A 15,623-nucleotide genomic window follows, 5' to 3' on the forward strand; every position below is an offset into this window, starting at 1 on the left:
GCAAGTTGGTCCCACCCCTTCCCATCCCGAACAGGACCGTGAAACAACTTTGCGCCGATGATAGTGCTGCAACCAGTGTGAAAGTAGGTTATCGTCAGGCTTGTTATTCGTAGTAGAAGAAAACCCCACCGGACTCCGGTGGGGTTTTTTTTCGTCTGGTGGTTAGCCCCAAGCGAAGGCTGGGGTCAGACCCCCTCGCTCGTTAGCAATGACTTTTGCGTTAGCGGCATTGAGGGTCTGACCCCGGCTGTTCATCAGCTGCCAATGCAAAAGCCGAAAAAAAGGCAGCGCTGCGCGCTGCCTTTCTGTCTTTGCTTTCCTTTTATTGGCCGGCGACCACCGGCGTGGCACCGCTCCTGGCCACCCACTCGATCAGCGCATCGACGGCGGCGCGGCCATTGCCATTGCCCACCAGGTCGCTATTGATCATGGCAACCACTACGCACAGCTGGTTGTTGGCATCGGGTACATAGCCGGCGATGGCCACCACATTTTTTAATGTGCCCGTCTTGATGCGCGCGCGCGCGGCGGCCTGGCTGTTCAACAGGCGCTTGCGCATGGTGCCGTCCAGCGCCACGATGGGCAGGCTGGACTGGAACTCGGGCGCCCACGGACTTTGCTGCATCGCTTGCAGCACGCCAGCCAGTTGCGCCGGCGCAATGCGTCCCGTGCGCGACAGGCCGGAACCGTTGTCGACCAGCATGCCCTGGGTATCGATATTGTGTCGCTGGAACCATTCCTGGATGACTAGCCGCGCCCGGCTGGCCGTATCTTCCGGCGCTGCCATGGCAACGGGACGGCTGCCCAGCCAGCCATCGCTTTGCAAGCTGCCCAGGCTCAGGAACAAGGTGCGGGCCAGGGTGTTATCGGACGTCTTATTGATATCTCGCAAGACCTCTGGCAAGGCGCGTGCCACATGGTCGGCCAGCATGCGCGTGCCGACCGGTTCGGCCGTCGGCGGCAAGCCCGTAAACGGCGCTTCGCGCACCGTGCCCGTGATCGTGCCACCCAGGCGTTTCCAGGTCGCACGGAACAGCCGGTCCGCATAGTCGTTGCGATCAAGCACATTGATGCTGGTGGCCTTGTTGCAATTTTGCGGGAAGGTGCCGTGCAGTATCACCTGCAGCTTGCCGCTCGCATCGCGCCGATATTCGGGCGGGCGCCAGCCATCTTCCCACCGGGCGCAGCTGCCCTTGACCAGCTTCATGTCGCTGGTGATGCTGACATTCTCGAGCGGCGGCTGCATGAGGATGCTCAATTGCCGATCCGTTGAGTTCATGTTGATATCGAGCAAATTGGTGTTCAGCAATAAGGCATCGGGAATGACGTTGTAGCGGAACTCGGCCGACTCGTCGAAGGGCAGTGCGCCAATGTCCGGCCGGGCCGGCTGGAATAGCTGGCGGTCCAGGATCAGGTCACCCTTGATTTTTACGATGCCCTGGTTGCGCAGGGTTTGCAGCATGTGTGCCAGCACGTCCGCGTTGAAATCCGTGTCGGCGCCGCCGCGCAGGATCAAGTCGCCCTTCAGCACGCCATTGATGACGTCGGCGCTGGTGCGCAACTCGGTGCGGCCGCGGAAGATGGGACCCAATTGCTCCAGGCCCACGGCCGTCGTCACCAGCTTCATGGTGGACGCGGGCTGCATGCTGCGCCCGGCGCCGTGCGACAGCACGGTGGTGTTGCCGCGCAAGACGATGGCGCCCATGGCGTCTTCGGGGATACTCGCGCTGCGCAGCAGCAGGCTGACGGATTCGGGCAATTGCGCCTGTGCATTGGACAGGCCGATGCCAGCCAGCAAGGCGGCGATGAGGATGGGACGAAACATGGCGCTCCTTAGTGGAAAAAGACGTAGGCGACAAAGACGGCCGTGACCACGCCAGCGAGATCCGCGATGAGGCCGGCCGTGATCGCATAGCGCGTCTTGCGGATGCCCACCGAGCCGAAGTACAGGGCCACAATATAGAAGGTGGTGTCGGCCGAGCCCTGGAACACGCAGGCCAGGCGGCCGACGAAGGAGTCGACGCCGTAGGTATTCATGGCATCGATCATCATGGCTTTCGAGCCGGAGCCGCTGAGCGGCTTCATCATGGCCGTCGGCAGGGCGGGCACGAAATCCGTATTGATGCCCAGGTTGGCGAAGAACCAGTTCATGCCGCTCATCATGAAATTGAATACGCCTGCATTGCGGATCACGCTGATGGCCACCAGCATGCCGACCAGGTAGGGAATCACGGTAATCGAGGTCTGGATGCCGCCCTTCGCCCCTTCGATGAAGGCGTCATACACGTTCACTTTCTTGCGCAGGGCGCCGATGATGAAAATGGCGATGACGCTGATTAATACCAGGTTGCTGACCACTTTCGACACCAGCTCGATTTCCTGTTTCGTCAGGTATTGCGTGAAGTACCAGATCATGGCCACGATAGCGCTCGTCATGCCGCCCATCCAGCCCAGCACGACCCTGTTGAGCAAGTTGATGCGTTGCTTGATAGACACCGTGATGATGCCGACCATGGTGGCGACATAGGTGGCGATCATGCAGGGGATAAAGATGTCGGACGGGTCGGCCGCGCCGAGGATGGAGCGCTGCGCCATGATGGCCAGCGGGATCAGGGTCAGGCCCGAGGTGTGCAGCACCAGAAACATGATTTGTGCATTCGTCGCCTCTTCCTTGTTCGGGTTCAAGGTCTGCAGGCTTTCCATGGCCTTCAAGCCGAAGGGCGTGGCCGCATTGTCCAGTCCCAGCAGGTTGGCCGAAAAATTCATCACCATGTGGCCGGTCGCTGGATGGTCCTTGGGAATTTCCGGGAAGATGCGCGAAAAGAAGGGCGCGATCACTTTCGCCAGCCAGCCGACGATGCCTGCCTTTTCACCGATGTTCATGATGCCCAGCCACAAGGTCATCACGCCCGCCAGCGGCAGGGCGATATCCATCACGCCCATGCGCGCCGTTTCGAACGTGCCATCGATGATGCGTTTGAAGATATCGGTATCGCCGAGAAATAGCCACTGCAGCACTGCGGCCAGGAAGCCAACGAGGAAAAAGCCGGACCAGATGTAATTAAGTGCCATATTCGATCAGTTCTGTATGTCGGGAGTGAAAAATGTCTGCATACAAAGTATAGGGGCAGCCCGATACGAGTTGATGAAAGAATGCAGCAATCACATGCCAAAAAGTTATAAGCTGGCAGCCTGTTTTCATTGGCGCCCCGTACTGTGCCCGAGTAGTCTCGGTGATGCCTGTTCTTCACGTTTGTTTGTTAGCCCTGTCTGCACTGGATCACTGATGATGTTTTTACGCAAAACCGCCTGCGCCGCCGGCCTGGCACTGTTGACGCTGTTCACCGCACCGGGCATTGCTGCCACCGATGTGGCCGCCCGGGCGAACAAGACCCTGCACTTGTTTTTGAGCACCAGCGAGACGGGCCTGGACCCGGCCGTGGCGTCCGACCTGGCCAGCCTGAACCTGATGGAAAATATCTTCGACCCCTTGCTGCGCTACGACTACCTGGCGCGACCGGTGCAGCTGCAGGGCAATACGGTGCGGGGCTTGCCGACGGTGGAAGATGGTGGGCGCACGTATATCTTCCATTTGCAGCCCGGTATTTTCTTTACCCCCGATCCCGCCTTCAAGGGCAAGCCGCGCGAAGTGACGGCGCAGGATTATGTCTACAGCCTGACGCGGCTGTATGACCCCAGCCTGAAGTCGCCGTGGTTGTTCTTGCTGGAAGACAAGCTGGTGGGCGATGCGACCCTGAAAGCCAAATTTAGCTACGACACGCCGATCGCCGGCTTGCAGGCGCTGGACAAATACACCCTGCGCATCCGCCTGAACGGCGTCGACCCGAACTTTCTGTTTTACCTGGCCATGCCGGCCACCGGCGTGGTGGCACGCGAAGTGGCCGACGCGTATGCCGCGCCGGGACAGATCGGCAACCATCCCGTGGGCACGGGGCCGTTCCTGGTGAAGGAATGGAAGCGCAGCGACAAGATCGTGCTGCAAGCCAATCCGACTTTCCGTGCCACCGTGTTCCATACAGAAGCCAGGGCGCTGGCCGCCTTGCCGGTCGACGCGCGCGCCATCGCCGCTTCGCTGGAAGGCCAGCGCTTGCCCCTGGTCGAGCGTATCGAGGTGCGCATCGTTGAAGAATATCAATCGCGCATGCTGGGCTTTTTGAAAGGCGAATTCGACTACCTGGAGCAAGTGCCGGAATCGATGACGGACATGGTGCTGGAAAATGGCGCGCTGAAGCCGGCGCTGGCCGCCAAGGGCTTGCAGCTGACGCGTTTTCCCGTGCTGCAAACATATTATATGTGGATGAATATGGACGATCCCGTGTTGGGCGGCACGAGCAAGGACAAGCTGGCCCTGCGGCGCGCCATTGCCCTCAGCTACAACAGCCGCGAAGACATCGCGCTGTTGAAGAAAGGCCTGGCCTTGCCGGCGCAGTCGCCGCTGCCGCCCAATGTGCTCGGTTACGACAGGAGCTACCGCAGCCCGGTCGGCTACGATCCCGTGCTGGCGCGCGCGCTGCTGGATCGCTTTGGCTACAAGGCGGGCGCTGACGGTTTCCGCACGCAGCCCGATGGCAGGCCCTTGACCTTGACCATGCACACGGAGCCGAGCACGGTGGGACGCCTGCGCGATGAACTGTGGCGGCGCAACCTGAACGCCATCGGCTTGCGGGTGGAATTTAAAAGCGACAAGAAGACGGAAATCATCAAGGCGTCGCGCCTGGGCAAGGTGCAGATGTTCGAGACCAACTGGATCGCCGACTTCCCCGATGGCGATAACTTTATGCAATTGTTGTATGGTGGCAACGTTGGCCGCGCCAACTATGCCCGTTTCAACTTGCCCGATTACAATAAACGCTATGAGGAGGCGCGCCTGCTATCCGATACGCCGCGCCGACGCAGTCTGTACTTCGACCTGTTTCAGCTGATCCACGCATACACGCCGTGGGTGCTGCTGACACATCCCATCTCTGCCGACCTGCAGCAACCGTGGCTAAAAAACTACAGGCGCCACCCCGTGGAATTCACGTCCTGGCGCTACCTGGACGTCGATCCCGCCAAGGGCCGCCCTGCAGGCAAGTAAGCAGGCGGTTGAAAAGGGCATTCATTCCAAAAAGTTATGGTTAGGAAAGCATTTTTCATTGGCTGGCTGCGGATGCATCGCGCTACTCTGAAAATGAAAATAAATAAAGTCATGCGCAAATGTCATAAAAAAATGTACCGCGAGACAGACGTTGCGACATATCTAACAGCCTGACTTGATGACTCAAGTTTCGATTGCCCAACAAGGAGAAGACCTGTGAAATTGAAGAAGCTAGCGCAGTTGGTGGCATTGATGGGGGTGGTGGGGCCGGTAATGGCACAGGAAGCGGCGGCGCCAGCGCTGCAACGGGTCGAAGTCACGGGCAGCAGTATCAAGCGCGTGGCCAAGGAAGGCGCGCTGCCGGTGCAAGTCATCACCTTTGACCAGATCGAAAAACAGGGCATCACGTCGACCGAGCAATTGGTGCGCACCTTGTCGGCGAACGGCACGGGCGCCGATAACATGACGTCGGGCAATAACGTGTTTGGCGCCGATGCCGACCGCGTCAGTGGTGGCGCCTCGTTCGCCTCGCTGCGCGGCCTGGGACCGTCGAGCACCCTGGTGCTGTTGAACGGCCGCCGCATCGCCACGCACGGCGCCAGCGGCAAGTCGGTCGACCTGAACTCGATCCCGCTGGGCGCGATTTCGCGCGTGGAAATCCTCAAGGATGGCGCCTCGGCGATCTATGGCACGGACGCCATCGGCGGCGTGATCAATTTCATTCTGAAAACCAATTACAGCGGCGTGGAAGCATCCGTCTCCACCAACGACACGCAAGCGGGCGGCGGCGCCACGCGCCGCGCATCCCTTCTGGCCGGCACGGGTTCGTTGGAGTCGGACCGCTACAACATCATGGCCAGCCTGACCGTCGACAAGGCCGAGCGCCTGAACGGCAGCGACCGCTCCTTCGTCAACGGCTTCCAGCCGGGCCGCGGCCTGTCGCCCGATACCACGGGCACGCCGTTTGCCAACCAGATGGCAGGGACCGGCACGGCACTGGGCACGTCGTTCCAGCTGCCTGGCGATGCGACCAAATACCTGCAAGCCAATCCCCTGAGCTTCCAGGGCAAGTGCGACACCGTCGCCGGCATGTCGCAATACCAGACGGAACTGTGGAAAGACGTGACCTCGCCGCTGCGCACCAGGTATTCGTGCGCGTATGACTATGGCGCCGACTATGTGCTGCAATTTCCTGTCGAACGGGCCAATCTGCTGTCGCGCGGCACCTTCCAGCTGGCGCCCGACCACCGCATGTTTGTCGAAGTGCTCGGTTCACGCACCAAGGCCACGGCCATCTTGACGCCGATGCAGGTGCAGGCGACTGTCGCCAACAAGAATTTGTATCCGGTCGGTGGCGCGTATTACCAGGACCTGTCGGCCTATATCCCTACTTTCGACAAGACCAAGCCGATTTCCTACAAATGGCGCGCCAATGACGTGGGCAACCGCACGCAGGAAAATACCACCGACAATGCCCGCGTGCTGGTGGGCTTTGAAGGCAACTTCGGTAAGTGGGATTACAAGGCCGGCATTTCGCGCGCCGAAAGCAGCACCAAGACCAAGCTGACGGATGGCTATTCCTACACGGACAAGCTGTACGCGGCCCTGGCGACGGGCATCATCAATCCGTGGGTGGGCGCTGGCCAGAGCCAGACGGAAGCGGCCAAGCAATTGATCGAATCGACCAAGTTCCGTGGCGACTTCCAGCACGGCAAGACAACCCTGACGCAGATCGACGGTTCCGTGTCGGGTGAGCTGTTCCAGCTGCCGGCCGGTGCGCTGGCTATGGCGGCCGGTTTTGACTTGCGCCGCGAAGGCTACAGTTTCGGGCAGGACGTCGACGCCATCCAGATCCTGCTGGCGCCGGGGAATGCCGCATTAAAAGATGCCAGCCGTACCGTCAAGGCCGTATATGCCGAGCTGCTGGTGCCGGTCACGAAGGACCTGGAAATGCAGTTGGCCATCCGCCGCGACGATTACAGCCTGGTGGGCGCGACGACGAATCCGAAAGTGGCCTTCCGCTACCAGCCGGCCGACTTCCTGCTGTTCCGTGGTTCGGCCAGCAAGGGTTTCCTTGCGCCAAGCTTCCAGCAGCTGTATTCCGGTTCGCTGAGCCAGGAATTGCCGAACGGCGTGGTTGACCAGGAAGGCTGCGCCAAGCATCCGGGCGTGCCCGAATACTGCGCCATCGACCGCCTCGACTACAAGACGGGCGGTAATACCAATCTGAAGCCGGAAACGTCGAAGCAGGGCAGCGTCGGTTTTGTCATTGAGCCATTCAAGGGATATTCCGCCTCGTTCGACTACTGGGCCATCAATACCAAGGACCGCATCCTGAACCGCACGCCGCAAATCGTGCTGGCCAATTACCAGGCGCTGAACCAGTACATCCACCGCAATCCGGATGGCACCATCGAGTACGTGCAGGCGGGCTGGATCAATGCGGCAGGCAGCCGCGTGCGCGGCCTCGACGTGGGCTTGCGCGGCGAAGGCAAGATCCAGGACGCGAAATGGACGGCGACCCTGGACGGCACGTATATGGACAGCTTCAAGTTTGCGGAGTATCAAGGCCAGGAATACCAGGAACTGGTCGGCAAGTTTTATACGCGCGATCTGTACCTGCGCTGGAAACACAATGCCAGCTTTGGCTTGTCGCGTGGAGACTGGAGCGGCTTGCTGATCCAGAGTTTTTCGTCGGGCTACAAGGACCAGCTACCAAATGGCGGCAAGGGCACGCCACCACCGGGCTTCAAGCCCGACGTGTCCAGCTACACCACGTATAACTTGTCGGGCACCTACACGGGCTTCAAAGATACCACCATCACCGTGGGTATCCAGAACCTGTTCGACCGCGATCCACCGTTCACCGCGCACAACGTGGATGAAGTGGTGGGCGCCGGCTGGGACCCGCGCGTGGCCGATCCGCGCGGCCGTTCGCTGTCGTTCCAGCTGAAGTACAAGTTCATGTAAGGCAGCGCTGCCGGCGGCAAGATTGTCGGCATGCTACTCTCGTGCGGCGGCGCCTGGCGTCGCCGTTTTTTATTCCAGGAAAGGGCCGCATGTCCAGTCAGACCAATCTCAGCCGGCGCCGCTTCGGCGGCGTACTGGCCGCCACTCTGGGGGCGGCAGGCACACCGGCGTGGGCGGCGGCCACGCAAGGGAAGGGCAAACGCATGCAACAGCAACACGCATTGATCAAACCGGCGCGCCTGCGCGACGGCGACTTGGTGGCCATCATCGCACCGGGCGGTTTTACGGATGAGGATGCCATCGCCAAGGCGGTGCGCAATATCGAATCGCTGGGCTTGCGCGCCAGCCTGGGCACCAACATCCGCGCCGTGCACGGCAACTATGCGGGCACGGTGCAGCAGCGCCTCGACGATCTGCATGGGGCTTTCGCCGATCCCGAGGTCAAGGCGATCTGGGCCATCCGTGGCGGCTCCGGCTGCATCTCGCTGCTGGCGCTGCTCGACTACGCCTTGATCCAGCGCAATCCGAAAGTGCTGGTCGGCTATTCCGACATCACGGCCCTGCACCTGGCCATCGGACGCCAGACGGGCCTGGTGACCTTCCACGGCCCCGTGGCTTCGTCCACGTTTTCCGAGTACACGGTGACGCAGCTGCGCAATGTGCTGATGACGCCGCAAGACAGTTACACGATCCCGATGGCGCTGGACAACCACCGCCGCGCGCAGACGCAGCCCAACTTCGCCATCCGCACCGTGCATGGCGGCCAGGCAACGGGACGCTTGACGGGCGGCAACCTGTGCATGGTCAGCGCGCTGGCCGGCACACCGTATGCGGCCGATTTCCGCGAGCATATTTTGTTCCTCGAAGAAATCAATGAAGTGCCATACCGCATCGACCGCATGCTGTGCCAGCTCGACCTGTCCATCGGTTTCAAGCATGCGGCGGCATTGATGCTGGGCATCTTCGAGCATTGCGAGGCGGCCGAGGGCGATACCGCGCTGACCCTGGATGCCACCCTGGACCAGCATCTGCTGCCATTGACGGTGCCGGCCGTCAGCGGCTATTCGTTTGGCCACATCCGCCACCAATTCACCATACCGATGGGTATATTGGCGACCCTGGATGCGGACCGGCAAACCTTGACCTTGCTGGAGCCGGCCGTCTGCTAGCGTACGGTGCAGCAGGGGGATTGTCAGTATGCTAGTGTGATTGCAGGCGTGGCACGAGGCCGCGCCGCCTTCTTCACCACACCCGACATGATCAACCGCCACGCCAGTACCTACATCCTCAGTCATCCGCTGGCCTTCGCGCTGCAGGTGCTGAAGGGATTCCGCGCCAACCAGGGCTTGCTGCTGGCGGGCGCCGTCGCGTATTACTCGCTGCTGTCCATCGTGCCCCTGCTGATGCTGGTGGTGGTGGCCCTGTCGCACGTAATCGCGCAGGACGAATTGCTGCAAACCATAGGCCATTACCTGGAGTGGCTGGTGCCGGGGCAATCGAAGGCCATCGTGGCGGAAGTCGCGCATTTCCTCAATAACCGGGGCGTGATCGGCTGGCTGCTGCTGCTGACCATGTTGTTTTTCAGTTCCTTGGCGTTTACCGTGCTGGAAAACGCCATGAGCGTGATTTTCATTCACCGCGTGGCCATCCGCCGCCGCCATTTCCTCATTTCCGCCGTGCTGCCGTACTGCTACATCCTGTGCCTGGGCGTGGGCATCTTGCTCATTACCCTGGTGGCGGGCGGCCTGCAGGTGATGGGCGAGGAAAGCGTGCGCTTCTTGCGCCATGACTGGGGCCTGGAAGGCGTGTCCGGCGTGCTGCTGTACTTGCTCGGGCTGGGAGGGGAAATCCTCGTATTGAGCTCGATTTACCTGGTCATGCCCGTCGGGCGGCTGTCGATCACGCATGCGCTGATCGGCGGCGTGACGGCGGCCCTGTTGTGGGAAATCGCCCGCCATGTGCTGGTCTGGTATTTTTCCACCTTGTCGCAGGTCAATGTCGTGTACGGCTCGATGACGACAGCCATCGTCGTCATGTTCAGCCTGGAAATCGGCGCCACCCTGCTGCTGCTGGGCGCACAAGTGATTTCCGAGTACGAAAGAGTGGCCCGTGGCGGCGAAGAGGACAAGCCGCTGGCGCTAAGGACTTGATTTAAAAAGATTATTGCATCGCACAAAAAGCTGTGCTATACTCCGTTCAGTGATTGAGATTTGGCAGCAAATGATCTCACCATCCAGTTTCAGCGCGGCGACCGACAGGTGTAATGTCGATGGCGTGACAGTGCGAAGAAATGGATTTTGTAATTCCGGATACGATGGTCGATTTACACCTTGGAGTCACCATGCAGATAGCATGGGAGTCCGAAAATCAGGAGGCACTTTGCAGATAGCACTGGCGTCCATGACACGATTAAAGCATTGGTAATACATTGGAACAAAGCCCGCGCTAGCGGGCTTTTTTTTCGTCTGGTGGGCGCGTTTATAAACCTACTGCGCAGCCCGCTCTCGAATCGGCGTTACTCGCCGTACCGAAGTACGGCTGCGTTACTCAATCCGATATCGGGCTTGCTCGCTACGGTTTCTAAAAGCGCTGAGACTGTTACTTCCAAATACTTTTACAAGGCCCTGGCGATCAGGATTTTCTGGATATCGCTGGTGCCCTCGTAGATCTGGCATACGCGCACGTCGCGGTAGATGCGTTCGACGGGGAAGTCGGACACATAACCGTAGCCACCGTGCACTTGGATAGCGTCCGAGCACACTTTTTCCGCCATTTCCGACGCGAACAGCTTGGCCATGGCCGCTTCCTTCAGGCATGGCAGGCCCGCATCCTTCATCGACGCCGCGTGGCGTATCAACTGGCGCGCCGCTTCGATTTGCGTGGCCATGTCAGCCAGGCGGAATTGCACGGCCTGGTGTTCATAGATGGGTTTGCCGAAACTTTCGCGCTCGCGCGCATAGCTCAAGGCCGCCTCGTAGGCGGCGCGCGCCATGCCCACGGCTTGCGAAGCGATGCCGATGCGTCCGCCTTCCAGGCCGGACAGGGCGATCTTGTAGCCTTGTCCTTCTTCGCCTATCAGATTTTCCGCCGGGATGCGGCAGTTGTCGAACAGGATTTGCGCCGTGTCCGACGAGTGCTGGCCCATCTTCTGTTCCAGTCCCGCCACGATGTAGCCAGGCGTGTTCGTCGGCACCCAGAACGCGCTGATGCCGCGCTTGCCGGCGGCCTTGTCGGTTACGGCCATGACGATGGCCACGTCCGCATACTTGCCGCTGGTAATGAATTGTTTCGTGCCGTTGATGACGTACTCATTGCCGTCGCGCGTGGCTGTGGTGCGCAGGGCTGAGGCGTCGCTGCCCGTGTGCGGTTCCGTCAGGCAAAATGCCCCCAGCATGGCGCCTTGTGCCAGCGGCCGCAGCCACTGTTCTTTTTGTGCGTCGTTGGCGTACATCATGGCGATGCTGCACACGGGACAATTATTTACGGAAATGATGGTCGAGGTGCCGCCATCACCGGCGGCGATTTCTTCCAGTACCAGGGCCAGCGACACGTAGTCGAGGCCGGCACCGCCCAGCGCTTCCGGCACGGCCACGCCAAAGGCGCCCAGCGCGGCCAGTTCCTGCAATTCTTCTTTGGGGAAATGATGTTCCTTGTCCCAGCGGGCCGCATGGGGCGCCAGGCGCTCGCGCGAAAAACTGCGCACCGCTTCCTGGATCATCGATTGTTCTTCATTGAGTATCATGGGACGTCGTCTCGTATATTTTTATAGTGGATACAGGCAATTACCAGGCGATGGGCTTGCCATCATAGTTGCGGAACACGGCCTTGTCCGTGGCCGGCAGGCTGGCCAGGGTGGCGCGGATGCCGGCAGCGCTTTCCTCTGGCGAAATATCGGCGCCGGCGCCACCCATGTCCGTGCGTACCCAGCCCGGATGGAAAGCCACGCAGCTGACGCCTTGCGGGCCATGCACGAGGGCCGTGTCGATCAGCACGGAATTCAAGGCGGCCTTGCTGGCGCGGTACAGCGAACCGCTGGGGTTGCCGCGCTCGCTCAAGGAACCCATGTGCGAGGACAGCACGGCCAGTTTACCCTTGGCATTCGCTACCAGCGGCGCCAGTATCGGCAGCAGGCGCATGGCTGCCAGCACGTTCGTGTGCATGACGAGATCAAAATCTGCTTGTGCAGGAAAACCGTCGTGACGGGGGCCATATACGCCCGCGTTGAGGATGGCCACATCGAGCTTTTCATCGTCGAGCTTCCAGCCCAGGCCGGCACAGCCTTCCACATCCGTCACGTCGAGCTGGTGCGCTTCCGCGCCCAGTTGCCTGAGCGTATCGCAAGCGTCCGGTGTGCGCGCCGTGGCGATCACTCTCCAGCCATCGTGGCGGTATTGACGGACGATTTCGTGGCCGATGCCACGCGAGGCGCCGATGATTAGTGCGGTAGGCATGTGTTCTCCCTGGAATGAATGAAAGGGCGCGCCCCTGACAATGATTGCCCGTGCGCGCCCGTGCTCAGGAACAGCTTATACCAGTTCGATCGCCATCGCCGTCGCTTCGCCGCCGCCGATGCACAGGGCCGCCACGCCGCGCTTGCCGCCGGTTTTCTTCAGTGCGCCCAGCAGGGTGACGATGATGCGCGCGCCCGAGGCGCCGATCGGGTGGCCCAGCGCGCACGCGCCGCCGTGGATGTTGATCTTGCTGTGTGGAATGTCGAGGTCGTGCATGGCGGCCATCGGCACGGCGGCGAACGCTTCATTAATCTCGAACAAGTCTACCTTGCTGCTGCTCCAGCCCGTTTTGGCGTACAGCTTCTTGATGGCGCCGATGGGGGCCGTGGTGAACTCGTTCGGCGCCTGCGCGTGCGTGGCGTGGCCGTGAATTTTTGCGATGACGGTGCAGCCGAGCTTTTTCGCCGTCGATTCGCGCATCAGCACCAGGGCTGCCGCGCCATCGTTGATGGACGAAGACGAGGCGGCCGTGATGGTGCCATCCTTCTTGAAGGCGGCTTTCAAGGTCGGGATTTTTTCCAGGCGAGCCTTTTGCGGGCCTTCATCGATGCTGACGATGGTGTCGCCGCCGCGGCCGGAAACGGTCACGGGTACGATTTCCCATTCGAAACTGCCATCCTTGGTGGCCGCTTGGGCGCGTTTCACTGATTCGATGGCAAATGCATCCTGCGCTTCGCGCGTGAAGCTGTACTGGCTGGCGCACTCTTCTGCAAACGTACCCATCGAGCGTGCATTGCCCTTTTCATCACGGCTGTAGGCGTCTTCCAGGCCATCCATCATCATGTGGTCATAAATCATGCCATGGCCGATGCGGTAGCCGCCGCGCGCCTTCGGCACCAGGTAGGGGGCGTTGGTCATCGATTCCATGCCACCCGCTACCACCACGTCGGCACTGCCGGCGAGCAAGGTGTCATGCGCGAACATGGTTGTCTGCATGGCCGAGCCGCACATTTTCGACAGCGTCACGGCGCCCGTGGAGTCGGGCAAGCCAGCCTTGCGCAAGGCTTGGCGGGCAGGCGCCTGGCCTTGGCCAGCCATCAGGCAATTGCCGAAAAACACGTGCTCAACGGCTTCCGGCGCCACGCCGGCCCGTTCCACTGCGGCGCGGATGGCCACGGCGCCCAGGTCGCTGGCGGTCACGTTGGCAAAATCGCCCTGGAAGGCGCCCATGGGGGTGCGTGCGGCACCGACGATTACGACTGGATCATTCATGTTGGATCTCCGGTTGGGTTGAGGATGGTGACTGCTTACAAAAACGCATGTGCTGCGGATACGGGAAGACGTCCTCGATATGGCCGTCTTCGATGCGCTGCTTGCGCGCCTGCCAATATTGCGCCGTCAGCAGGTCGGCATGGTGCTGCATGAAATAGGCGCGGATGCGGGGATTGCCCAGCAGAAAGGTGCCGAATTGTTCGGGAAACACATCGTGCTTTCCGATGGGATACCACGGTTCGGCCGACATTTCTTCCTCCTCCGTGCGCGCCTGGGGGATGACGCGGAACTGGCAATCGGTGATGTACTCGATCTCATCGTAATCGTAAAAAACGACACGTTGATGACGGGTCACGCCAAAGTTTTTATACAGCATGTCGCCCGGAAAGATATTCGCCGCCACCAGCTCCTTGATGGCGTTGCCGTACTCGACGATGCCGTGTTCGACCAGGTCATCGCGGCCTTCCTTTTCTGCATTGCTCAGCCACATGTTCAGCGGCACCATGCGCCGTTCGATGTACAGATGGCGGATGATGATCTGCTCCTGGTCTTCCTCGACCAGCGAGGGGGCGAACTGCTTGAGCTCGGCCAGCAGTTCCTCGGCAAAGCGGGCGCGGGGAAAGGCCACGTTGGAGTACTCGAGCGTGTCGGCCATGCGGCCCACTCTGTCGTGGTGTTTCACCAGCAAATACTTTTGCTGGACTTGCGCGCGCGTGGTTTCCTTGGGTGGCGGGAAAAAATCCTTGATGACCTTGAAGACATACGGAAACGACGGCAGGGCAAACACCAGCATCACCAGGCCGCGGATGCCGGGCGCGCTTTCAAAGTGGTCCGACGAGTGTCTCAGATGCTGCAGGTAGTCGCGGTAAAACAGGGTCTTGCCCTGTTTTTGCAGGCCAAGTATTGTATAAATTTCGCTGCGCGGTTTGCGCGGCAGCAAGCTGCGCAGGAATTGCACATAGGCCGACGGCACTTCCATATCCACCAGGAAATACGCGCGCGTAAACGAAAACAGCACGGCAATCTGCTGCTGCTCGAACAGCACCGTATCGAGCACCAGCTTGCCGTGGCGGTTGTGCAGGATGGGTACGACAAACGGGTATTCGCGGTTGCCGTTGATGCCCTTGCCGACCAGATAGGCACCCTTGTTGCGGTAGAACAAACTGGTCAAGACCTGGAGCTGGTGGTTCGGCTCCAGCCTGTCGCCGCCGAACAGCTGCTGCAGGCGCACTTCCACCTGGGCCACGTCACGCTCCAGGTTGGCAAATGCGCAGTCCAGCTGGAAGTTGTTCACCATGCGCGTCAGGGTGGGACGCAAACCATCTTTGCCCGGGTAATACACGCGGTAGGTGGGCACCGGGTCTTGCGTGTCGATGTATTCCGTGGAAACGACGGGACGCACGAAAATATAGTCGTTATTGAAATAAGTGCGGTGCAAAATGTTGCAGCAGACGGAATTGAAGAAGGTTTCCGCCAGTTCCGGCTGCTTGTGTTCCGTCAGCATGCCAATGTAGTGCAACTTGAGTTCGCGCCACACTTCGTCGCTCAACTCCGACTCTTCGTACTCATCTTCGAGCATCTGCACGCATTCCTGCACGCGCTTGTCATAAAAGTCGATGCGTTCGCGGGCCGCCGTCTGTGCCGCGCTCCAGGCGCCTTGCTCGAAATAGCGCTTGGCGTGCTGGCTCGTTTCACGGAATAAACGGTAATGCTTGTCAAAGCCATCGCGGATGGTGCGCGCGATATCGAATGCAATCTGGGAAGAGAGCAATTTGGGGAAGGCAATTTGCGTCATATCTGTACTCGCATGAATAGCTCATCACCCAGTCGAT

Annotated in this window: 10 protein-coding genes and 1 rRNA gene; 5 read left to right on the top strand and 6 right to left on the bottom strand. The window is 60.3% G+C overall.

The genetic code is table 11. The annotated features are described in order from the left end of the window. A 5S ribosomal RNA gene (rrf, locus tag ACQ4WZ_RS25740) occupies nt 1-100 on the top strand; the annotation flags it as partial. Nucleotides 101-322: 222 nt separating this feature from the next. On the opposite strand, the gene dacB is transcribed toward rrf, so the two are convergent. Together dacB and ACQ4WZ_RS25750 are read right to left on the bottom strand one after the other, a co-directional pair. Continuing rightward, nucleotides 323-1,825, bottom strand: coding sequence for a D-alanyl-D-alanine carboxypeptidase/D-alanyl-D-alanine endopeptidase (dacB, locus tag ACQ4WZ_RS25745; RefSeq protein WP_436574805.1), 1,503 nt, complete (start codon nt 1,823-1,825; stop codon nt 323-325). A gap of 8 nt (nt 1,826-1,833) precedes the next feature. Beyond that, nucleotides 1,834-3,072 carry a nucleoside recognition domain-containing protein gene (locus ACQ4WZ_RS25750; protein ID WP_101483253.1) on the bottom strand — a complete coding sequence of 413 codons (1,239 nt, stop codon included), beginning with the start codon at nt 3,070-3,072 and terminating at the stop codon, nt 1,834-1,836. A 217-nt stretch (nt 3,073-3,289) separates the two neighbouring features. On the opposite strand from ACQ4WZ_RS25750, the gene ACQ4WZ_RS25755 reads away from it, so the two are divergent. The 4 genes from ACQ4WZ_RS25755 (at nt 3,290) to ACQ4WZ_RS25770 (ending at nt 10,218) form a co-directional block, all read left to right on the top strand. Next, entirely contained in the window at nt 3,290-5,098 is a 1,809-nt protein-coding gene (locus tag ACQ4WZ_RS25755) for an ABC transporter substrate-binding protein (RefSeq protein WP_133993143.1), read from the top strand. 216 nt (nt 5,099-5,314) lie between these two features. Beyond that, a complete protein-coding gene (locus ACQ4WZ_RS25760) occupies nt 5,315-8,068 on the top strand; it encodes a TonB-dependent receptor (protein ID WP_436574806.1) in 2,754 nt (917 codons plus the stop codon). Between the two features lie 89 nt (nt 8,069-8,157). Further along, nucleotides 8,158-9,237 carry a S66 peptidase family protein gene (locus ACQ4WZ_RS25765; RefSeq protein WP_101483252.1) on the top strand — a complete coding sequence of 360 codons (1,080 nt, stop codon included), beginning with the start codon at nt 8,158-8,160 and terminating at the stop codon, nt 9,235-9,237. Nucleotides 9,238-9,324: 87 nt separating this feature from the next. Continuing rightward, nucleotides 9,325-10,218, top strand: coding sequence for a YihY/virulence factor BrkB family protein (locus ACQ4WZ_RS25770; RefSeq protein WP_101483251.1), 894 nt, complete (start codon nt 9,325-9,327; stop codon nt 10,216-10,218). Nucleotides 10,219-10,682: 464 nt separating this feature from the next. Here ACQ4WZ_RS25770 and ACQ4WZ_RS25775 read toward each other — a convergent pair whose 3' ends face one another. The 4 genes from ACQ4WZ_RS25775 to aceK all read right to left on the bottom strand — a co-directional run bounded on the left by ACQ4WZ_RS25775 (nt 10,683) and on the right by aceK (nt 15,586). Then, on the bottom strand, nt 10,683-11,810 hold the full coding sequence (locus ACQ4WZ_RS25775; RefSeq protein WP_436574807.1) for an acyl-CoA dehydrogenase family protein: 1,128 nt from the start codon (nt 11,808-11,810) through the stop codon (nt 10,683-10,685). Nucleotides 11,811-11,850: 40 nt separating this feature from the next. Then, nucleotides 11,851-12,519 (bottom strand): SDR family oxidoreductase, encoded by a 669-nt coding sequence (locus ACQ4WZ_RS25780; RefSeq protein WP_101483249.1) that lies wholly within the window; start codon nt 12,517-12,519, stop codon nt 11,851-11,853. Nucleotides 12,520-12,594: 75 nt separating this feature from the next. Next, a complete protein-coding gene (locus tag ACQ4WZ_RS25785; protein WP_101483248.1) occupies nt 12,595-13,791 on the bottom strand; it encodes an acetyl-CoA C-acyltransferase in 1,197 nt (398 codons plus the stop codon). Next, the gene (gene aceK, locus ACQ4WZ_RS25790; RefSeq protein WP_133989039.1) at nt 13,784-15,586 is read right to left on the bottom strand and encodes a bifunctional isocitrate dehydrogenase kinase/phosphatase; all 1,803 of its coding nucleotides are present in this window, start codon (nt 15,584-15,586) and stop codon (nt 13,784-13,786) included. The genes ACQ4WZ_RS25785 and aceK overlap by 8 nt, the downstream gene beginning before the upstream one ends. Nucleotides 15,587-15,623 lie beyond the last annotated feature (37 nt).

It is taken from the genome of Janthinobacterium darwini, from assembly GCF_051380905.1.
Taxonomy (GTDB): Bacteria; Pseudomonadota; Gammaproteobacteria; order Burkholderiales; family Burkholderiaceae_D; genus Janthinobacterium.

Excerpts from the sequence above, each read along its gene's own strand:
- ACQ4WZ_RS25765 (WP_101483252.1), top strand. The coding sequence starts at position 8,158 with ATGTCCAGTCAGACCAATCTCAGCCGGCGCCGCTTCGGCGGCGTACTG.
- ACQ4WZ_RS25750 (WP_101483253.1), bottom strand. The coding sequence starts at position 3,072 with ATGGCACTTAATTACATCTGGTCCGGCTTTTTCCTCGTTGGCTTCCTG.
- ACQ4WZ_RS25780 (WP_101483249.1), bottom strand. The coding sequence starts at position 12,519 with ATGCCTACCGCACTAATCATCGGCGCCTCGCGTGGCATCGGCCACGAA.
- ACQ4WZ_RS25785 (WP_101483248.1), bottom strand. The coding sequence starts at position 13,791 with ATGAATGATCCAGTCGTAATCGTCGGTGCCGCACGCACCCCCATGGGC.
- dacB (WP_436574805.1), bottom strand. The coding sequence starts at position 1,825 with ATGTTTCGTCCCATCCTCATCGCCGCCTTGCTGGCTGGCATCGGCCTG.
- ACQ4WZ_RS25775 (WP_436574807.1), bottom strand. The coding sequence starts at position 11,810 with ATGATACTCAATGAAGAACAATCGATGATCCAGGAAGCGGTGCGCAGT.
- aceK (WP_133989039.1), bottom strand. The coding sequence starts at position 15,586 with ATGACGCAAATTGCCTTCCCCAAATTGCTCTCTTCCCAGATTGCATTC.
- ACQ4WZ_RS25755 (WP_133993143.1), top strand. The coding sequence starts at position 3,290 with ATGTTTTTACGCAAAACCGCCTGCGCCGCCGGCCTGGCACTGTTGACG.
- ACQ4WZ_RS25770 (WP_101483251.1), top strand. The coding sequence starts at position 9,325 with ATGATCAACCGCCACGCCAGTACCTACATCCTCAGTCATCCGCTGGCC.